We start from the raw sequence: 17,124 nt of genomic DNA, 5'->3' as shown, positions 1-17,124 counted from the left end.
ATGTTTGCGGATTAAAAATTTTTTAGTTTTGAGTTAGCACTCTCTTGACAAGAGTGCTAATCGGCAGTAGAATATAAACATCAGGAAAGGTCAAAGATAACTTTCCCCTTGAAAATTATGCCAGATTTTTAAGGTTCTAAATAATTTTAGAGAAAGAAGATGGAGACTATGGCAAACTTAACAACAAGAAACAATAACTGGATGTCAACGGGAGATAATTTTTTCGATAATTTTTTCCCAAGTAATTTTAGAGCAAATGAATTCAAAGTCGATATTAAAGAAACTGAAACTGCCTATGAAGTTAAGGCAGATTTACCCGGCTTTGACAAGGGAAATTTGATTGTTGTTTACGATGATAATATTTTAACCATTGATGCCAAGCGAGATAACACAGTTGAAGATAAAGATGAAGAAGGCAATTTCCTAAGACGTGAACGCAGTAGCCAATCCTTCCGTCGGCAATTTATGTTAAAGGGTATCGACGAAGATAAAATAACTGCTAACTTTAAAGACGGCGTTCTGCATTTAGAATTAGCTAAAGCAGCAACTAATGATAAAGACCGTAAACGGATTGAAATTAATTAAAAAGTTTTAAGCCATAGAACCTAGATATTTTCTGGGTTCTGTGGCTTTTTTTTGTTTCTAGCCAATCTGATAAGTAGGGAAGATTTCAGATGTCTACAGAGAGTTTATGCCAGCAAAATAATTATCATATTTTTTTTGAATTTTATTGAGTGGTATAATTATTTGGCAAGCTTCAACAAAATAAGCATAAGTGGTATAACAGCGATAGTTGCAAACTGACTAGGTCTGCAAAAATGTTGAAACTGGATGAGAATAAATGGAGAGAAAAGCCTAGATTAGGCATCGAAATAAACTTAACGAAGAAGCGAGGCAGACAATGGAAATCATTTTAATTCGTCATGGAGAATCACTTTTTAATCAAGCCAATCGGTCGGCTGAGACTGGCCGATTTTTTCAGGTCAAAGCGATGTTCCCCTGACAGAAAAGGGCCGCCAGCAGGCATATGAACTCAGTAAATTAGCAATTTTTTCAGGAGTTAATCAAGTATATGCTTCCCCCTCAGCCGAGCTTATGAGACCGCCAGATTGGCAACAGGCCGGCAGGACATTATTCTAGATGAGCGGCTAAAGGAGCGATCATTGGGAATTCTTGATGGGAAAAACACCAAGGATTTGCTGCATGGGCAAGATTTTTTGCAGAAGTAATCACTTGGTCATAGTTTTGCCGATAGAACGCCAGGCGGAGAAAATTATGCTGATGTTGAAAAGCGGGTCGGGGAATTTTTAAAAGAACTGACAAAAGACTCGGCAACTAACAAAGTAGCGATTTTCTCCCATTATGTTGCAATCCGCCTGATGATAAAATTGTTACTAAATTTGGATGAGGAACAAACTTTGACATTAAAAATCAAAAATAGTTATCCTTTGTCTTTTAGAGGTGAATCACTGGGAAATTTTATTGGCGATTTTGATTAATAACGTTCTCACTTACCAAAAATTACTCTTGAGGAGAAATTTACTCTACTCTAGCAAAAAGAATATATCAAAACTAAATTTTAAATTTCTCTTCAAAAGTCAGCATTTCAAGGGAACTAACTTTCGTTTAGGCACATATCTGTTGATATTTAATGGGAATTGATAGTAAAATATGACTATTAATCTAAAAATAAAATGTCAAAGTTTTACGTTTGGGGAAAAACAGGTGGAAGAGTGAAAAATTTCGGGAAATTTATGTTGGCAGTCACAGTCTTTTTAGGAATTAGTTTTTTTAATCCGGCATCAGGGGAAGCGGCGGCAACGGATAGTACACCGATGTATCGTATGTACAATCCCCATTCCGGGGAGCATTTTTATACGGAAAATCGTTTAGAACGGAACAATTTACAAAGTGTCGGCTGGAATTATGAGGGAATCGGTTGGTATGCGCCGGTTACAGGTAATCCGGTTTATCGTTTGTATAATCCCAATAATGGCGATCACCATTATACTTTAAGTGCTTCGGAACGGGATAATCTGGTGAAAATCGGCTGGCGAGATGAAGGCATTGGCTGGTATTCAGATCCGAATCGTAGTGTACCTTTGTACCGAGCTTTTAATCCAAATGTTAATACCGGTAGTCATAACTATGCGGTGACTTGGACTGAACAACAAGATTTGATAAATAGAGGTTGGCGGGATGAAGGAATCGGCTGGTACGGTGTTAAGGAGGAGAGTTATCAGGTTGATTATGTCAATCATCGGGGCAATACTTATAGCGCTCCAGAAAATTCCCTGCCAGCTTTTCGACAAGCTAATGCGTATGCCGTTGAAACGGATTTAAAATTGACGAAAGATCGTCAATGGGTTTTGATGCACGATGATACCATTGATCGCATGACCAATGGCACTGGCGCAGTTAGCGATTATACCTTGGCTGAATTGAGCAATTTTAAAATTGACCAAGGAACTAATGTGGGAAGCTATGCCGCTGCAGAATTGAAAATTCCAACGTTAGAAGATTATTTAGCCATCTGCATGGTCGCCAATAAAGTACCATTTCTTGAATTAAAAGATGCAACAGCGACGACGGAAGATTTGCAAAAAGTATTTGAGGCGCTGGCGAAGTACGGCTTTTCAAGTGACAAGGCAAAAATAATTTCCTTCAACTATGAACAACTGCAATTGGCCAGTCAGATTAATCCAGATTTTGCTTATCTGTATTTAGTTTATGAAATTAATCAGGAGGCAATTGACGCGTCGCTAAAACTAGGCAATCAGCCGGGGATTGATTCTTATTACCCGCAAGTAACCAGTACCGCTGTTAGAAAGGCACGCGATGCCGGTTTGACTGTCGGAACGTGGACCGTTCCAGAAAACCAATTTTCAGATATGCAGGACATGCGGGTGGACTATGTGACCACCGATCAAGCGCCTCGCTAAAATTTTGAAAAAATTTTCATTGTCTATCAATAAGATTTTTTTCGCTAAGAATTGATTACTGCTAGTCTCTCAAGCAACGCTTATCAAAGTAGATAATTTATGAAAATAACCAAATTGCCCTTAATCCACTTGTTTTCATTTTGAAAGCAGCGGCATAAGGGCAATTTTTTTGAAATCAAGACGATCCTGATTATTTTGCTAAATTTTTTCTCTCGGGAAATCTCCCTCTGTAAATTTTTCTAGTTTTCAGCTATAATACCAAAGGAATGTTGACGAAGGGTGAGCAGAGATGGCACAATTATTTTTTAAATACGGGGCAATGAATAGCGGTAAGACAATTGAAATTTTAAAGGTAGCCCACAACTATGAAGAACAAAATAAACCGGTTGTCCTGTTGACTAGCGGTCTCGATACCCGGGAAGGTGTCGGGGTTATCTCCAGTCGCATTGGTTTAAAGCGGGAAGCGACACCGATTTTTGCGGAAACTAATTTATATGAGCTGATTGTCAATTTAGATTATCGGCCCTATTGTATTTTAATTGATGAATCGCAATTTTTACAAAAGCATCATGTCTTGGCTTTAGCAAATGTTGTTGATAAATTAAACATCCCAGTGATGGCTTTCGGTTTGAAAAATGATTTTCGCAATGAGCTATTTGAAGGTTCAAAATATTTACTGCTCTATGCAGATAAAATAGAAGAATTAAAGACAATTTGCTGGTTCTGCCATAAAAAGGCGACGATGAACTTGCATTATATTGACGGTCAGCCAGTCTATGAAGGCGATCAGGTTCAAATTGGCGGCAATGAAGCCTATTATCCTGTCTGTCGCAAACATTATTTTGAACCGGGAAAAATTGTTGAGAAATAAAGCGACATTAGTTGATAGATTGTTTAGATGTTGCATTCTACTGGAAAACTAGCTAAAGTATTCAGTGAGAGTGAGCTATTGCATGAAGAAGAGATAAAGGAGCGAATCCATGTACGATCAGTTACAGGCGATTGAAGATCGCTATGAAGAACTTGGAGAATTATTAAGTGACCCAGCTGTTATTACCGACACCCAGCGGTTTATGCAGCTGTCCAAGGAAGAAGCCAGCACAAGGGAAACGGTGGAGGTTTATCGCCGTTACAAAACGGTTGTTCAAGGGATTGCTGACACTGAAGAATTATTAGGTGAAAGCTTAGATGCCGATATGGCGGAGATGGCCAAAGAAGAACTGTCTGAGTTAAAAAAAGAAAAAGAAGTATTAGAAGACCGGATTAAAATTTTGCTGCTGCCAAAAGACCCCAATGATGATAAAAATATTATCATGGAAATTCGCGGAGCTGCAGGTGGCGATGAAGCGGCTTTATTTGCCGGCGATTTATTTAATATGTATCAAAAATACGCGGAGGCGCAAGGCTGGAAAGTCGATGTGATGGATGCTAATGTCACGGGCATCGGTGGCTATAAAGAAGTAATCATGATGATTACCGGCGACAGTGTCTTTTCAAAGTTAAAATACGAAAGTGGCGCTCATCGAGTTCAACGGGTACCTTCAACAGAATCGCAGGGGCGGATTCATACATCGACAGCAACGGTTGTCGTAATGCCGGAGGCCGAAGAAGTCGAAATTGATATTGCCGATAAAGATATTCGGACTGATATTTATCATGCTTCTGGAGCTGGTGGCCAGCACGTCAACAAGACAGCTTCTGCCGTTCGTCTGACCCATATTCCAACAGGGATTGCTGTAGCGATGCAGGATGAGCGTTCGCAAATTAAAAATCGGGAAAAAGCGATGAAAATTTTGCGGGCTAGAGTCTATGACCAAATTTCTCAAGCGGCGCAAAGTGAATACGATGCCAGCCGTAAGTCAGCTGTCGGAACTGGCGACCGTTCTGAACGCATTCGCACCTATAATTTTCCGCAAAATCGTGTCACCGATCACCGCATTGGTTTGACGATTCAAAAATTAGATCAAATTTTGGCAGGAAAATTAGATGAAATTATTGATGCCTTGGTGATGTACGACCAAACATCAAAATTGGAAGAATTGCAAAATGGTTAAAACCTATCGAGAAGTCCTTCAGCGGGCTTCTTCTTTTTTGGAAGCAGCCGGAAAAGAAGGCTATGCCATCCACTACCTTTTTTTGGAGCGCAAGGGTTGGCGTAAAACGGATTGGTTATTGCAGATGAATGAAGCAATTCCAACTGACGATGAGACTCAAATTGCAGCGGATGTGAAGGCCCTGATGGAAAATCAGCCGCCGCAATATCTTTTAGGCTATGCTGATTTTTATGGCCGCAATTTTTTTGTGAACCAGGATACTTTAATTCCTCGGCCAGAGACTGAAGAATTAGTTGAGTTGTGTCTTAAGGAAAATTCGTCTAAGAAAAATTTGCAGGTCGTCGATATTGGAACGGGAACCGGAGCAATTGCGATTACTTTGAAGGCTGAGGCTGACAGCTGGCAGCTCTTTGCCAGTGATATTTCTGAAGGGGCTCTGAGCATTGCGAAAAAAAATAGTCTGATACTAGAAACAGCAATTGATTTTCGTAAAGGCAGTGTGCTGGAACCCTTTGTTGAAGAAACATTTGATCTTATTATTTCCAATCCACCATACATTAGTCAGGCAGAATGGGAATTGATGGATGAAAGTGTGCGCACCTATGAACCAAAGTCGGCGCTTTTTGCGGCGGCCGACGGGTTAGCCATCTACCAAATGATTGCCCAGCAGGCACCAACAAAATTAAAAGCAGGCGGTAAAATTTATTTAGAGATTGGCTTTCAACAGGGGCAAGCTGTCAAAGAAATATTTGAAAAAACTTTTCCTGCAGCGCAAATTGCAGTCAAAAAAGATTTAGCTGGTTTGGATCGATTTGTGGTTATTCACACTTAATGTGGATAAGTCTGTTATTAAATTTAATTAATTGAATGAAAATAAGCTTTCATTTTGGACAGTTTTCAACAAGCTTGTCCACAGTAATAAAAAAACTTATCCACAAAGTTGGTGATAAGTTTGTAAAGGTTTAAAAACTAGTCATTTACAGATAATTAAAGGTGTGGATAAACTGTGGAAACAAAAATTTTTACTGAAGGAACAATTGATGAAGCCGCTGAAATTTTAAAAAATGGCGGATTGATTGCTTTTCCGACAGAGACAGTCTATGGTCTAGGTGCCAATGGTCTCATGACTGAAGCCGTTCAGCAGGTTTTTACCGTTAAAGGTCGACCTGCCGATAATCCCTTAATTTTACACGTCAATCAATTTTCAATGGTGGAAAAATTTGTGGATAAGTTTCATCCCTTAACTGAAAAAATTGTTGCAAAATTTTGGCCGGGACCCTTAACTTTAATTTTTGCGGTGAAACAAGACAGCTTACCGGCAAATGTCACCGGCGGCTTATCCACAGCAGCTTTTAGAATGCCAGCAAACGAAAAAACTTTGTTATTAATTGAAAAAACAGCTGCGCCTTTAGTTGGTCCCAGTGCCAATACTTCCGGTAAGCCGAGCCCAACAACAGCGGCCCATGTGCTTCACGATATGAAGGGAAAGATTGCCGGTATTTTAGATGATGGCCCGACTACAATTGGCGTCGAGTCCACCGTATTAGATTTGAGTGATCCTTTAAAGCCACCGATGATTTTACGGCCTGGAGCAGTCACCAAAGAAGCTTTGGAAAATTTTTTGGAAACAGAAATTCTAATTGACCAACATCTTGTCACAGAGGGCGAAACACCGAAAGCTCCCGGTATGAAGTATAAACATTATGCCCCTAACGCAGAAGTGCTGATGGTTCGTCAGGCTGAATGGCCAGAAGCAGCCAGGTGGAGTGAAAATAAAAAAGTTGGTGTAATTGCCAGTCAGGAAATTTTAAAATTATTTCCTCAAGACATAGAAATATATCCTCTGGCTGATGACTCAATTGAAGCCGCCACCCACGGCTTATTCGCTGGCCTGCGGGCATTGGATGAAACCGGCGTTAGTCTTATTTTAGCGCCGGCCTTTGAGGAAGCCGGCTTAGCGGTAGCTTATATGAACCGCTTAAAAAAAGCCAGCAACCAAAAATTTTGGAAAAACTAGTTTTCTTGGTGCCGGAATTTGCTAACTTATGATACAATTCAATAAAAAATAATGTCATGAAGGGTGTTGTCAGTATGGATTTTAAAGAATTTGATCCGGATTTATGGAATGCGATTAATCACGAATACCAACGGCAAGAAAATAATTTGGAGTTAATTGCCTCTGAAAATATCGTGTCCAAAGGTGTCATGGCGGCACAAGGCAGCGTGCTGACCAATAAATATGCTGAAGGCTATCCAGGTCGCCGTTATTATGGTGGCTGTGAATTTGTTGACGTGGTAGAAAATTTAGCCATCGAGCGGGCCAAAGAATTATTTGCTGCAAAATTTGCCAATGTTCAGCCTCATTCAGGTTCACAAGCGAATACAGCAGCTTATCTTTCATTAATTGAAGCAGGGGATACAGTTCTCGGGATGGACTTATCTGCTGGTGGTCATTTGACCCATGGTTCGCCGGTTAATTTTAGCGGTAAAACCTATCATTTCGTACCTTACGGTGTGGATCCAGCGACTGAAGTGATTGATTATGATGTGGTAAGAATTTTAGCTCGCAAACATCAACCGAAATTAATTGTAGCGGGAGCAAGTGCCTACAGCCGCACCATTGATTTTAAAAAGTTTCGGGAAATCGCTGATGAAGTCGGCGCAAAATTAATGGTGGACATGGCGCATATCGCTGGTTTAGTTGCAGCGGGTCTGCATCAAAATCCAGTTCCTTATGCTGACATTACTACCTCAACGACTCACAAAACTTTAAGAGGGCCTCGCGGTGGTTTGATTTTAACCAACGATGAAGAATTGGCTAAAAAAATTAACAGCGCAGTCTTCCCAGGCATTCAAGGGGGACCATTAGAACATGTGATTGCCGCTAAAGCAGTTGCCTTTAAAGAAGCCCTTGACCCAAGCTTTACTGAATACAGCCAGCAAGTGATTGATAATGCCAAAGCGATGGCCGATGTCTTTAATAAAACACCGGAAGTCCGTTTGGTCTCAGGTGCCACTGACAATCATTTATTATTAGTAGAAGTGACCGACTTAGGAATGTCTGGTAAAGAAGCCGAAACAATTTTGGATTCTGTTGGCATCACCGTCAATAAAAATTCGATTCCTTTTGAAAGCTTAAGCCCATTTAAAACCAGCGGTATTCGGATTGGCACACCAGCGATTACCTCCCGTGGTTTTGACGAAGCGGCATCACGACAAGTGGCAGAGCTAGTTGTCAGAGCGCTGAAGGCTCACAATAATCAAGCGGCTTTAGAAGAAGTTCATCAAGAAGTATTGGCTTTAACAAATAATCACCCGCTTTACGCTTAAAATTATCCAGTTAAATTTTCTTTTGGAAAGTTTAGGACATAAAAAATCAGATAGGAGATTTTAAAAATGGGAAAATTCCAAGTAATTGACCATCCACTCATTCAGCACAAGTTAACTATCATTCGGGAAAAGGATACCGGCACGAAGGTTTTTCGGGAAGTTGTCAATGAAATTGCCATGCTGATGGCTTATGAAGTTTCGCGGGACATGCCGTTAGAAGACATTGAAATTGAAACACCAATGACTAAAAGTGTGCAAAAAACTTTAACCGGTAAAAAAGTTGCAATCGTACCAATTTTACGAGCTGGCTTAGGCATGGTTGACGGAATTTTAGAATTGATTCCCGCAGCGAAGGTTGGGCATATCGGAATGTTCCGGGACGAAGAAACTTTAGAGCCCCACGAGTATTTCTTGAAGCTGCCGGAAGATATTGCAGCTCGTCAGCTGTTCGTCGTTGATCCGATGTTAGCAACTGGCGGTTCAGCAATCATGGCAATCGATGCTTTGAAAAAACATGGCGCTTCTAATATCAAATTTGTCAGCCTAGTTTCTGCTCCTGAAGGGGTCAAGGCCTTACAAGATGCCCACCCAGATATTGATATCTATACCGCCGCGCTTGATGAAAAATTAAACGAGCACGGCTACATCGTTCCTGGTTTAGGGGACGCCGGCGACCGTCTCTTCGGTACAAAATAAAGTGAAGCTTGAGATTGTTTTTAAGTTAGCTTCTGGCAAAAATAGAGAACCAATGCAGGTAGCTTTTAAAGAGCTAAGCTGTAAAAATCAGTGGAGTATGCGCCGGTTTCCTTGTGTTCAATGCTAGTTTGCTAGACGACTTAGAAGCAATCTCATTTTTTTTAGGAAAATTTTTGCAATTATCCTTGATGCCAGAATTCATTTTGAAGGACCTTGAAAATCATTCACTAAAAAGTTAGGGGGAATCCATTTGCGTAGTCAGGAATTATTAACCGCTTTAATGAACGGCCCGCAGCGGGGGGATTTTGTGGGGATTTATCAGACAGAACATGATAAATTAGTGGCTTTCACCGGGCTTCAATTAGATGAAGCGGGGGATTTAGTTTTGTATTCAGCAAAACAACAGCCGCCACTGGCGATGAAGGATTTTTATACCCAGCTGATGCTTCATAAAAATCGCTATTTGATGCAGTGGCAAAAAGGAAAGAAACAGCCGATTTACGGCTTTAAAGAGGTCGACCGTAAAATTGTCATTTAAAAAAAGCGCCAAAGCTAAAGACGCCGGTGAAGGAGGCTCAGCGAAGGGCTGAAATTTTCCTTTGATAGCTGTCTAAAACTTTGACACTACTTGTTGCTTAACTATTTAATTTACGAAGTTCCTTGTAATTGATAATAACAACACCATTGGACTGTGAAATCAAAGAACTGTTTTCTGATGTTTCATCCATTCTAACAACGGCCGAATTTTTCAGCTGCTTGGTAATGGTTCCAGTTTGACCTTGATTTCTAAAGATAAATGCGACGTGGGTTCCAGTTGTAAACGACTTGCCAAGTGCGGACGGGTCGATAGTAGCTTCAAATTTTCCAAATGTTCCCATGCAATAACCCTCTTTCTACTTCTATTCTAACAAATTTTGGTCAATATTTCATATATTTGACTTTTGCAGGGTTTGAGCTTTACAAAATATGCTAAAAGTTCTATAATTTTCTTTGTTATTCTAAAGCCAGCTTAGCTCAGTCGGTAGAGCAACGCACTCGTAACGCGTAGGTCACAGGTTCGATTCCTGCAGCTGGCATCTTAATTTAAAGCCGTCACATCAACGTTTGTAGATGATGTGACGGCTTTTTATTTTACAATAAATTGCTGTTTGGGGCAGAGAATGGGGCAGAGATTTTTAAAATATTTTTTTAAATAACGTATTAATCTCTTAGTAGACTTGAGAATCTATCGCTTGCTGCTCTTTTTGATTCCTCCAACGCATGTCCATATATGTTCATTGTCGTCCTGTAATCTTTGTGTCCTAGAAGTTCTTGTACTGCTTTAATTGGGATGTTTGGATCGGCTAGTAAAAAAGATGCTGAGGTATGTCTAAGGTCGTGAAAGCGAATCTCGCGAAGTCCAGAGCGTTTCACAAATCGAATCCAATTTCTATATAAAGATGTTGGGAGTTCGAAGTTTCCTTCTGGTGAGCCGAATACATACTTGTGTTTTGGGTTTATACAAAGCTTCTTTCTTGCTTCTTGGTTGATTAAGATAAAGCCTTGCATGAAATTCATATAGTTCTGAGGTACAGGGATAATTTTAGAATCGGAAGCTTTAAGACCATCTCGTCTTAAATATTGCTTCTTGTCATTTAAAACAATCCGTTGATGAAAGTGTACAGTGTTGTTGATAAAATCGAAGTCGGTTTCTTCGACAGCTGCTATTTCTCCTTCTCTAGCTCCAGTAAAGAAAGCAGTCAGGACTATAGCTTTCGTTTTTTGTGAAGCCGCATCATCCAAAGCTGTTAGTAATCTGTTTACTTCTTCAATAGAATAAGGTTCAGGTGTAGACTCCTTTTTAAGGACTTCCTTGGGTAGTTTAACGTCGGAAACGGGATTGTGGCTAATTATCCTATATTGGTCTTTTGCGACGTTAAAAACGCTACTAAGGGCGTTTAAAAAACGTTTCTTTGTTTTTCTCGAAAGAACCTGACTTCTTTTTGAAAGTGGTTGTGCAGCCATGACAATGTCTTTAATTTGATATGGTTTTATTTCTGTCATCTTTTTATTGGATAATGAAGATAAGAAACGTTTTTCGATTATGTCGGAGTATTCACGTATTGTTCTGGGCTCCAATGTTGTAGTTACTTCTTTTTTCCACATATTGTTATAGAAATGTGAAAAAGTGATAGTTGTCACATCTTCATAACCGTGTTCTTCCAAGTCCGCTATCCACTCATCAAGTTCGAGATATGCTTTTCTAAGTGTTAACGAATCAGCAGTTTTGCTAAGTCTAATTGGATTGCCGTTCTCGTTATAGCCAACAGTAACACGAAGCCTGAATTTATCTCCTCTTTTTTCAACAGTCCCTTTCTCTACAGCCATAACAAAGTAAGCTCCTTCCCTAACTACTTCCTATCTCTAATCAAAAAAGAACGTATGTTCGTTTTTTTGCTAAAAAATAATAAGCTTAATCTAGTAAATATCTTTCCGATTTCAAAGGAACACCATAAGCCGTTTGCAAATGTTCAAATTTTCTAGGATATGAACCTGTATCTTCTTTGTGGCAACTAAGCAAAATGTTTGTGGCAAAGCGATCAGCTTCACTTTCCATTTTACTTCTAGTTGTCCTGTTTAGTACGTAGTAGTTAGATATCCCCTCATGCAGTAACGCATGACCTAATTCATGAGCGCACACATAAAATCTTTCTGGACTTTCCATTAGTGAATTGGATAAGAAAATAACTTTCCTGTTTAAAATCTCTTGAAATTGGCCTCGAGGGTTATCTAAAAAAGGAACATACCGAATATCAATATTTAAAAAGGCGCAAATAATAAAGGGGTTGTAACTCCCACATAAAGATTTTAATTTAGCAATCAGTTCTAAATAATCCATATCGCTACCTCTATTTTTTCAGCTTCTTATCCTTCTCAGCATATTCCCAAAAAACACCAGTTAAAATATCTTTTACCCGTTGTATTTCTTCCTGTGTCAAATTCTCGCCATTGTAAGCCATGTTCACATTTGAATCTAACAATTTATCTAACTCAATTAAATCGTCTTTGTCCGCCCATTTAGGGGCTTGATTTCTGCCTAGTAGGTAATCAGTTGTTACATCAAAGTAATCTGCGACTTTTTGGAGCGTTTCTGCTTTTGGACTTTGCTTTTTCCACTTATAAAAGGCGTTCTCGCTTAATCCAATTTCTTCAGCAACTTGTTTCAAATTCTTGTCTTGACTATTAGCCAGTTCTTTCACTCTCTCAAAAAGCATTAAAATCAGTCTCCCTCAAAGCCAGGAAAACTTTTATAATACAACTGGATAAAATTAATTGACAATATAATCCAATTGTATTATATTAGTTTCATAAGCTAGTTAGTCAGCTAAAAACAGACACAAAAATAGTGTAGCGGTAAACCTAACCGTTTGGCGACGTATGAAAGGTTTTTGGTTCTGTGAACCTTATTTAGCTATGTCTATATATTATCCTTTTGGATTATTATTGTCAATACTTTTAGCTAATAAACTAGCTAGTTTGTAAATTACAAAAAAGGAGGCTTTGAAATGAAAATTACTGAGTTTGGTGAAATTGCAACTATCCTAATGAAACGAAATGACATTCAATTGAAAGATGTGGCAAATAAAATCGGCAAGTCGGCTGTATATACGCGTCAAGTAATGGAAGGGTTCCAACGTGGTGAAAAAGCGGAAGAATACCGATTAATCATTGCCGATTATTTAGGTATTGACCATAAGTACACAAAAATAAAGCAGGGGGTTAAACAATGACTAACCTAGCTTTAGTAAATTTAGATGATTTAAAAATTCTTGTTGCCGAGAATGATGTACCGAATGAAGAAAGAACAATGGTGAAAAAACAAACAACGCTCCGACTACCAGTTGACCTGTATGGAAGGATTCAACAAGAAGCGGAGCGAAAGGGCCATGACATCAAAAGTTTAATCGTCTTTGCCCTGTGGGAGTATTTCGATAACGCCGTTAGCTAATTCATATTCAGATATTTTTTTTTCAATCAATAACTCTATTTCAGCAGCCATAGAGCGTTTTTCTTCATCAGAAATATGTTTAATCTTATCAAAATTTTCTTGTTGCATTCTCATAGTAAATTGTCTTTTTGCAGTAGCCATAATATCTCTCCTTTGATTTCAAAATGAATTCACTTTGATTATATAAAGCATAGTAAAAAAAATCAAAAGAATTTAAATGACTTCACTTGACATCTATATGAATTCACTATATATTTTGTATGTAAAGTGAATTCACTTAGAAACCACTTAGGAGGTATGGAAATGATACAACGAAAAATTACTACTTTAAGGTTAGTTGATGAATTAGACGTTTTAGTCAATAAGGCTGCTAAGAAAAAAGGTGTTTCCAAAAACGCTCTGATTATTGAAGCGTTATGGCAATACATAGAAAAGAAACCGAAACAGGAGGTGTAAGTGGTGACCAATCTTGCATTAGTAAATTTAGATGATTTAAAAATTCTTGTTGCCGAGAATGATATACCGAATGAAGTTTGGAATTCTAAGCAAGCATCAGAATATCTTACTATTAGTGTTCCTACTTTAATCAAAGAAGCTGAACAAGGAAAAGTACCCGGGGTTCGTATTGGCAAGGATTGGAAGTTTAGCTCTCTAGCTCTATATGAGTATGTAGCAAATAAATCAACATAAGGAGGCAACGACATGAACGAACATAATGAAATAACTAAAGAAGAATTTGAAGCATTAAAAAAAGAAGTTTCTGATTTAAAAAAAATCATCAACTTCTTACAAGGTGCGGTGGCTGGGATAAAAAGAAAGATAAGATAATCTTTTATTTTTTGGACGAATCCAAGCCTAATTTATCAGCTAATAGTACCATATTCTCTATTTGAGAAAAATCTCCAGATTGTAAAGCTTTCATGAGCATTTCTTCACCAAGTTGTTCTCCTTTTAATTTAGCTGAGCTACTTTGAGATGTTACGTTTTCTACTTCTATTTTTATCATTGCTTCAAGCCTTTCAGTTATGGACTCTATATCGGGCGCAGTTACTGTGTATTCCAAAGTACGAATATTTCTAACATCTAGCGGTAACGTATTGACATCCTGTGATATAGCAATAAACGGCTTGCTTAGGCCATATCTTATGCCGAACTCAAACATCACATTAGGGTTTAATCCTGTCAAATCAATAACAACTATCTCTGATCTCTCAATTTGTTGAACTATCGTATCGTCGATTTTTCCAGAATTGTTTAGAAGATCCGAACGTAAAATATCGAACCCTAATTTTTCTGCAACTGGTTCCAAAAAAGTTTTCATCACAAAATCTGAATCCCTTCTTTCAACAGAATTAGGATTCCCAATCGGAGTAATAAAAAATATTTTTTTCATAAATAAAAATCTCCTTTTTAATTAAGTATATCACAACTACGTTAGGAGGCAACGACATGAACGAGTTACAAATTATTGAATTCAATAACCAGCGAATATTAACCACTGAACAGTTAGCTGAGTTTTACGACGTGAGCGAAAAGCAGATACGCCAAAATTTCAATAACAACAAAATAAAATTTATTGAAGGTAAACACTATTTCAGACTTGAAGGGTCAGAATTAAAGAAATTTAAGGACAGCGTCGAAAATTTCGACATCGTCGGAAATAGAGTAAATCAATTAATCCTCTACACAAAACAAGGCGCTAGTCGTCATTCAAAAATGTTAGGTACCGATCAAGCGTGGGATATGTTCGATGAACTGGAAGAAAATTATTTCAATCCGCGCTACCAACCAATGTCCATCGAACAAATGATGATTCATCAGTTGCAAGAAATGGAAACAGTTAAACAGGACGTTTCCCAGTTAAAAATCGAAATGGAAGTCAGCTCAAGTCAGCGCAGACGAATCCAAGGAGCTGTAAACACGACAGTGTTAAAGGTTCTAGGCGGTAAGAAATCAAATGCCTATAAAGATACTCCAATCCGCCGCAAGAGCTTTAGCGACTGCTACAAGCAGCTAAAACAGTATTATGATGTCGCTTCTTATATGGATATTCCTAGAGTTCGATTTGAGGAAGCTTTGGTATTGATACCTAAGTGGCAACCGCCATTAGAGCTACAAGCGAGAATTGACGGAGCGAATGGAAGCAATGGCATATTTGCTGAATAAATTTAAGGAGGACGACATGAAACAGAAATTTCCATATCAGAGAGGGTACAAAAACCCCAGCGTTTCTAATAAAGAAAAAAAAACCGGGGTAGATCCTACATTGGCAAGTTGTAATCTGACTATTGATGACAAAAAGCTTAGTCAATTTCTTGCATCAACAAATTATTACATTCACCGGCAACAAAACATACGGACTAAATCAACATAAGGAGGACGACAGGATGAACGAACCAAAATCACCAATTCGTGTTACCGCAGAAGTCGACAGTTTCGAAAAAGTAAAAGAACTCCTAGCCGACCTAGAAGTTCTAAACGAAAAATACGATGTGAGTTTCGACATCAGTTACGCTCTTTTTCAGTCAAATTACATACAACCTGAAAAATAGTTTCAATGAATTCAGCATACTGGAGGTTATTCATGATTTTAGCGTTTCCATTTTCTCCGGACGATTTGATGTAACTGGAAACCAATTCAACCGTTAATTCTTTATCAGTTTTAGGCATATAGTTTCACCTCACTTTCTATAGTGAGTATATCAAAAATCGACATAAGGAGGACGACAGGATGGAACAAAACTATAAACCCGCAGTTATAAAAACCAATCTTATTGACAACGAAACAAAATATGAGTTACCTAACGTAACCTTGGTTCTCACCAATGGGCAAGATTTAATCGATGAAATCGAAAAAGCCCAGCAAAAAATGGCTGAGCTAAATGAAATATTAAGCAAATTACAAAAATTTAGTCCAGAATTTCATCAGCAATCCAACACTAGAAGGAGGTTATAGAGATGGGCATTAAAGAAGCAATCGAAAAAGCCCAAAATGAGCAAAAAGCTATTAGAAAAAAATCATGGTGTCAAAAAGGACTAGCAGTTATTCCGACAAATAGCGAAGCACTTGGTATGTTTTTGATTACTGAAAACGGAAAAAAAGGCATTCGATATTGGAACCCAAGCGCCGATGACCTTACAAGTGTTGATTGGGAGTTATTTTAATTTAAGAATAAAATCCGTTTGCTGATAAGAAAATTATACCAAAGGAGGAGATGTATATGGAGAATCCCAAAAAAACATTGCTTATCATTATGGACGCAGATGATTTGGAAGAAGCCAGAGAACTTATCCGTAAAACGAATGATATTCGTAACTGTTACGAAGTGGACTTTCTTTTTTCGGATTCAGGAAAAAAAACCAGTTATAGCTTAAAAGAAAGACTGATAAAAATAGAATACAAAGATGATAAGCACATTGAGAAGGAATCCGACTACATGGAAAAAAAGTTATTAGCTAGATTGTATGCAACAACACCGAAAAAGAAAATGCGACAGTTACAGGCGCTCTGTTATGTGTCGTTTATGCTAAATATCGTCTTATTAGCTTTCTCAGCTTGGGCGGTGCTTAGATAGTGCTAAAAGCGTATAGAGAATGGCTCAAAATGTACAAGCAGATTGTGTTAGAAGAAGGGAGTTTTACTAAATGATTTTAACGAATGAATTAATCCAAGCAAACATGAAAAAAGGATACCAACAAAAAGTAAGAGGCCAAATTTTACAAGCGGCATTAGATACAAAGAAACATCTGACATTACCTGAAATTGGTTTTGATGCTGATTTTGAAGATGAATTAATGGATGCCGGAATAGAAGTAAAACACGCTGATGATGAAGTGATTTTAAGTTGGGATTATGGAAATATCTACTAAAAAAAGACACAACCGCCTGCAAGCATAGTTGTGCCCAATGAAATGTTTATTTGTATGTATTTTACCATATAAATAACAAAAAAGAAACGACTAAAAACAGCGAAATAATCAATCTCAAAAAAACGCCTGTAAACCTTGCTACAACAATGTTTCTAGGGTGTTTAGGTTAGTATTGATTATATAATGTAATCAATAGTCGCGCAGGGGGCCCAGCATGCTTGATTTAACAGCGTATAGAAGCTAT

Annotated in this window: 27 protein-coding genes, 1 tRNA gene and 1 pseudogene; 23 read left to right on the top strand and 6 right to left on the bottom strand. The window is 38.2% G+C overall.

Annotated features, from left to right (window positions below; translation table 11 throughout):
• Positions 1-168 precede the first annotated feature (168 nt).
• The 10 genes and pseudogenes from AC1Z3S_RS15385 (at position 169) to AC1Z3S_RS15340 (ending at position 9,560) form a co-directional block, all read left to right on the top strand.
• Positions 169-585, top strand: a complete 417-nt coding sequence (locus AC1Z3S_RS15385; RefSeq protein ID WP_461741094.1) for an Hsp20/alpha crystallin family protein — start codon at positions 169-171, stop codon at positions 583-585.
• Positions 586-972: 387 nt separating this feature from the next.
• Positions 973-1,499, top strand: a pseudogene (locus AC1Z3S_RS15380) (histidine phosphatase family protein).
• 234 nt (positions 1,500-1,733) lie between these two features.
• Positions 1,734-2,942: a glycerophosphodiester phosphodiesterase family protein gene (locus tag AC1Z3S_RS15375; RefSeq protein WP_461741093.1), complete on the top strand. Its 1,209-nt coding sequence runs from the start codon at positions 1,734-1,736 to the stop codon at positions 2,940-2,942.
• A gap of 289 nt (positions 2,943-3,231) precedes the next feature.
• Entirely contained in the window at positions 3,232-3,813 is a 582-nt protein-coding gene (locus AC1Z3S_RS15370) for a thymidine kinase (protein WP_461741092.1), read from the top strand.
• 109 nt (positions 3,814-3,922) lie between these two features.
• On the top strand, positions 3,923-4,996 hold the full coding sequence (prfA, locus tag AC1Z3S_RS15365) for a peptide chain release factor 1 (RefSeq protein ID WP_461741091.1): 1,074 nt from the start codon (positions 3,923-3,925) through the stop codon (positions 4,994-4,996).
• Complete coding sequence (gene prmC / locus AC1Z3S_RS15360; RefSeq protein WP_461741090.1) at positions 4,989-5,828, top strand: peptide chain release factor N(5)-glutamine methyltransferase; 840 nt, start codon at positions 4,989-4,991, stop codon at positions 5,826-5,828. The genes prfA and prmC overlap by 8 nt, the downstream gene beginning before the upstream one ends.
• Positions 5,829-6,002: 174 nt before the next feature.
• Positions 6,003-7,013, top strand: a complete 1,011-nt coding sequence (locus tag AC1Z3S_RS15355; protein WP_461741089.1) for an L-threonylcarbamoyladenylate synthase — start codon at positions 6,003-6,005, stop codon at positions 7,011-7,013.
• Positions 7,014-7,087: 74 nt separating this feature from the next.
• Positions 7,088-8,326 carry a serine hydroxymethyltransferase gene (gene glyA / locus AC1Z3S_RS15350; RefSeq protein ID WP_461741088.1) on the top strand — a complete coding sequence of 413 codons (1,239 nt, stop codon included), beginning with the start codon at positions 7,088-7,090 and terminating at the stop codon, positions 8,324-8,326.
• 66 nt (positions 8,327-8,392) lie between these two features.
• Positions 8,393-9,022 (top strand): uracil phosphoribosyltransferase, encoded by a 630-nt coding sequence (gene upp, locus AC1Z3S_RS15345; protein WP_461736517.1) that lies wholly within the window; start codon positions 8,393-8,395, stop codon positions 9,020-9,022.
• 250 nt (positions 9,023-9,272) lie between these two features.
• A complete protein-coding gene (locus tag AC1Z3S_RS15340) occupies positions 9,273-9,560 on the top strand; it encodes a hypothetical protein (protein ID WP_461741087.1) in 288 nt (95 codons plus the stop codon).
• 97 nt (positions 9,561-9,657) lie between these two features.
• Here the strand turns inward: AC1Z3S_RS15340 and AC1Z3S_RS15335 are convergent, their stop codons facing one another.
• A complete protein-coding gene (locus AC1Z3S_RS15335) occupies positions 9,658-9,900 on the bottom strand; it encodes a hypothetical protein (protein WP_461736519.1) in 243 nt (80 codons plus the stop codon).
• Between the two features lie 125 nt (positions 9,901-10,025).
• On the opposite strand from AC1Z3S_RS15335, the gene AC1Z3S_RS15330 reads away from it, so the two are divergent.
• Positions 10,026-10,098 (top strand) — tRNA-Thr (locus AC1Z3S_RS15330).
• A gap of 124 nt (positions 10,099-10,222) precedes the next feature.
• Here AC1Z3S_RS15330 and AC1Z3S_RS15325 read toward each other — a convergent pair.
• The 3 genes from AC1Z3S_RS15325 to AC1Z3S_RS15315 all read right to left on the bottom strand — a co-directional run bounded on the left by AC1Z3S_RS15325 (position 10,223) and on the right by AC1Z3S_RS15315 (position 12,276).
• Complete coding sequence (locus AC1Z3S_RS15325; protein WP_461741086.1) at positions 10,223-11,389, bottom strand: tyrosine-type recombinase/integrase; 1,167 nt, start codon at positions 11,387-11,389, stop codon at positions 10,223-10,225.
• An 85-nt stretch (positions 11,390-11,474) separates the two neighbouring features.
• A complete protein-coding gene (locus AC1Z3S_RS15320) occupies positions 11,475-11,900 on the bottom strand; it encodes an ImmA/IrrE family metallo-endopeptidase (protein ID WP_461741085.1) in 426 nt (141 codons plus the stop codon).
• Positions 11,901-11,910: 10 nt separating this feature from the next.
• Positions 11,911-12,276 (bottom strand): helix-turn-helix domain-containing protein, encoded by a 366-nt coding sequence (locus tag AC1Z3S_RS15315; RefSeq protein WP_461741084.1) that lies wholly within the window; start codon positions 12,274-12,276, stop codon positions 11,911-11,913.
• A 291-nt stretch (positions 12,277-12,567) separates the two neighbouring features.
• Between AC1Z3S_RS15315 and AC1Z3S_RS15310 the strand changes: the two genes are divergently transcribed.
• Both AC1Z3S_RS15310 and AC1Z3S_RS15305 read left to right on the top strand, forming a co-directional pair.
• Complete coding sequence (locus tag AC1Z3S_RS15310; RefSeq protein ID WP_461741083.1) at positions 12,568-12,792, top strand: hypothetical protein; 225 nt, start codon at positions 12,568-12,570, stop codon at positions 12,790-12,792.
• Positions 12,789-13,010: a hypothetical protein gene (locus AC1Z3S_RS15305; RefSeq protein WP_461741082.1), complete on the top strand. Its 222-nt coding sequence runs from the start codon at positions 12,789-12,791 to the stop codon at positions 13,008-13,010. The genes AC1Z3S_RS15310 and AC1Z3S_RS15305 overlap by 4 nt, the downstream gene beginning before the upstream one ends.
• On the opposite strand, the gene AC1Z3S_RS15300 is transcribed toward AC1Z3S_RS15305, so the two are convergent.
• Positions 12,963-13,151 carry a hypothetical protein gene (locus AC1Z3S_RS15300; RefSeq protein WP_265458670.1) on the bottom strand — a complete coding sequence of 63 codons (189 nt, stop codon included), beginning with the start codon at positions 13,149-13,151 and terminating at the stop codon, positions 12,963-12,965. The genes AC1Z3S_RS15305 and AC1Z3S_RS15300 overlap by 48 nt on opposite strands.
• A gap of 162 nt (positions 13,152-13,313) precedes the next feature.
• Here AC1Z3S_RS15300 and AC1Z3S_RS15295 point away from each other — a divergent pair, with 162 nt between their 5' ends.
• The 3 genes from AC1Z3S_RS15295 to AC1Z3S_RS15285 are packed head-to-tail and all read left to right on the top strand — an operon-like array spanning position 13,314 to position 13,838.
• Positions 13,314-13,466, top strand: a complete 153-nt coding sequence (locus tag AC1Z3S_RS15295; RefSeq protein ID WP_265458672.1) for a ribbon-helix-helix domain-containing protein — start codon at positions 13,314-13,316, stop codon at positions 13,464-13,466.
• Positions 13,467-13,469: 3 nt separating this feature from the next.
• Positions 13,470-13,700, top strand: a complete 231-nt coding sequence (locus tag AC1Z3S_RS15290; RefSeq protein ID WP_461741081.1) for a helix-turn-helix domain-containing protein — start codon at positions 13,470-13,472, stop codon at positions 13,698-13,700.
• Between the two features lie 12 nt (positions 13,701-13,712).
• Positions 13,713-13,838 (top strand): hypothetical protein, encoded by a 126-nt coding sequence (locus tag AC1Z3S_RS15285; RefSeq protein WP_461741080.1) that lies wholly within the window; start codon positions 13,713-13,715, stop codon positions 13,836-13,838.
• Positions 13,839-13,842: 4 nt separating this feature from the next.
• Here AC1Z3S_RS15285 and AC1Z3S_RS15280 read toward each other — a convergent pair whose 3' ends face one another.
• Positions 13,843-14,403 carry a hypothetical protein gene (locus AC1Z3S_RS15280; RefSeq protein WP_461741079.1) on the bottom strand — a complete coding sequence of 187 codons (561 nt, stop codon included), beginning with the start codon at positions 14,401-14,403 and terminating at the stop codon, positions 13,843-13,845.
• 56 nt (positions 14,404-14,459) lie between these two features.
• Between AC1Z3S_RS15280 and AC1Z3S_RS15275 the strand changes: the two genes are divergently transcribed.
• The 7 genes from AC1Z3S_RS15275 to AC1Z3S_RS15245 all read left to right on the top strand — a co-directional run bounded on the left by AC1Z3S_RS15275 (position 14,460) and on the right by AC1Z3S_RS15245 (position 16,880).
• On the top strand, positions 14,460-15,176 hold the full coding sequence (locus AC1Z3S_RS15275; protein WP_461741078.1) for an ORF6C domain-containing protein: 717 nt from the start codon (positions 14,460-14,462) through the stop codon (positions 15,174-15,176).
• 16 nt (positions 15,177-15,192) lie between these two features.
• Positions 15,193-15,384: a hypothetical protein gene (locus AC1Z3S_RS15270; RefSeq protein WP_461741077.1), complete on the top strand. Its 192-nt coding sequence runs from the start codon at positions 15,193-15,195 to the stop codon at positions 15,382-15,384.
• 13 nt (positions 15,385-15,397) lie between these two features.
• The gene (locus AC1Z3S_RS15265; protein WP_461741076.1) at positions 15,398-15,562 is read left to right on the top strand and encodes a hypothetical protein; all 165 of its coding nucleotides are present in this window, start codon (positions 15,398-15,400) and stop codon (positions 15,560-15,562) included.
• A 179-nt stretch (positions 15,563-15,741) separates the two neighbouring features.
• Entirely contained in the window at positions 15,742-15,966 is a 225-nt protein-coding gene (locus AC1Z3S_RS15260) for a hypothetical protein (RefSeq protein WP_461741075.1), read from the top strand.
• Between the two features lie 2 nt (positions 15,967-15,968).
• A complete protein-coding gene (locus tag AC1Z3S_RS15255; protein ID WP_461741074.1) occupies positions 15,969-16,175 on the top strand; it encodes a Thoeris anti-defense Tad2 family protein in 207 nt (68 codons plus the stop codon).
• A gap of 56 nt (positions 16,176-16,231) precedes the next feature.
• Positions 16,232-16,585, top strand: a complete 354-nt coding sequence (locus AC1Z3S_RS15250; RefSeq protein ID WP_461741073.1) for a hypothetical protein — start codon at positions 16,232-16,234, stop codon at positions 16,583-16,585.
• 70 nt (positions 16,586-16,655) lie between these two features.
• Entirely contained in the window at positions 16,656-16,880 is a 225-nt protein-coding gene (locus AC1Z3S_RS15245) for a hypothetical protein (protein ID WP_461741072.1), read from the top strand.
• Positions 16,881-17,124 lie beyond the last annotated feature (244 nt).

This window comes from Enterococcus sp. LJL90 (assembly GCF_056924355.1).
Note: the sequence above shows the minus strand (reverse complement) of the source record. Positions and strands in the feature narration are given on the sequence as shown.

Bases quoted from the DNA above. Each gene is read 5' to 3' on its own strand.
- AC1Z3S_RS15385 (WP_461741094.1), top strand. From the start codon at position 169: ATGGCAAACTTAACAACAAGAAACAATAACTGGATGTCAACGGGAGAT.
- AC1Z3S_RS15370 (WP_461741092.1), top strand. From the start codon at position 3,232: ATGGCACAATTATTTTTTAAATACGGGGCAATGAATAGCGGTAAGACA.
- prfA (WP_461741091.1), top strand. From the start codon at position 3,923: ATGTACGATCAGTTACAGGCGATTGAAGATCGCTATGAAGAACTTGGA.
- prmC (WP_461741090.1), top strand. From the start codon at position 4,989: ATGGTTAAAACCTATCGAGAAGTCCTTCAGCGGGCTTCTTCTTTTTTG.
- glyA (WP_461741088.1), top strand. From the start codon at position 7,088: ATGGATTTTAAAGAATTTGATCCGGATTTATGGAATGCGATTAATCAC.
- upp (WP_461736517.1), top strand. From the start codon at position 8,393: ATGGGAAAATTCCAAGTAATTGACCATCCACTCATTCAGCACAAGTTA.
- AC1Z3S_RS15335 (WP_461736519.1), bottom strand. From the start codon at position 9,900: ATGGGAACATTTGGAAAATTTGAAGCTACTATCGACCCGTCCGCACTT.
- AC1Z3S_RS15325 (WP_461741086.1), bottom strand. From the start codon at position 11,389: ATGGCTGTAGAGAAAGGGACTGTTGAAAAAAGAGGAGATAAATTCAGG.
- AC1Z3S_RS15320 (WP_461741085.1), bottom strand. From the start codon at position 11,900: ATGGATTATTTAGAACTGATTGCTAAATTAAAATCTTTATGTGGGAGT.
- AC1Z3S_RS15315 (WP_461741084.1), bottom strand. From the start codon at position 12,276: ATGCTTTTTGAGAGAGTGAAAGAACTGGCTAATAGTCAAGACAAGAAT.
- AC1Z3S_RS15310 (WP_461741083.1), top strand. From the start codon at position 12,568: ATGAAAATTACTGAGTTTGGTGAAATTGCAACTATCCTAATGAAACGA.
- AC1Z3S_RS15305 (WP_461741082.1), top strand. From the start codon at position 12,789: ATGACTAACCTAGCTTTAGTAAATTTAGATGATTTAAAAATTCTTGTT.
- AC1Z3S_RS15300 (WP_265458670.1), bottom strand. From the start codon at position 13,151: ATGGCTACTGCAAAAAGACAATTTACTATGAGAATGCAACAAGAAAAT.
- AC1Z3S_RS15295 (WP_265458672.1), top strand. From the start codon at position 13,314: ATGATACAACGAAAAATTACTACTTTAAGGTTAGTTGATGAATTAGAC.
- AC1Z3S_RS15285 (WP_461741080.1), top strand. From the start codon at position 13,713: ATGAACGAACATAATGAAATAACTAAAGAAGAATTTGAAGCATTAAAA.
- AC1Z3S_RS15280 (WP_461741079.1), bottom strand. From the start codon at position 14,403: ATGAAAAAAATATTTTTTATTACTCCGATTGGGAATCCTAATTCTGTT.
- AC1Z3S_RS15275 (WP_461741078.1), top strand. From the start codon at position 14,460: ATGAACGAGTTACAAATTATTGAATTCAATAACCAGCGAATATTAACC.
- AC1Z3S_RS15270 (WP_461741077.1), top strand. From the start codon at position 15,193: ATGAAACAGAAATTTCCATATCAGAGAGGGTACAAAAACCCCAGCGTT.
- AC1Z3S_RS15265 (WP_461741076.1), top strand. From the start codon at position 15,398: ATGAACGAACCAAAATCACCAATTCGTGTTACCGCAGAAGTCGACAGT.
- AC1Z3S_RS15260 (WP_461741075.1), top strand. From the start codon at position 15,742: ATGGAACAAAACTATAAACCCGCAGTTATAAAAACCAATCTTATTGAC.
- AC1Z3S_RS15255 (WP_461741074.1), top strand. From the start codon at position 15,969: ATGGGCATTAAAGAAGCAATCGAAAAAGCCCAAAATGAGCAAAAAGCT.
- AC1Z3S_RS15250 (WP_461741073.1), top strand. From the start codon at position 16,232: ATGGAGAATCCCAAAAAAACATTGCTTATCATTATGGACGCAGATGAT.
- AC1Z3S_RS15245 (WP_461741072.1), top strand. From the start codon at position 16,656: ATGATTTTAACGAATGAATTAATCCAAGCAAACATGAAAAAAGGATAC.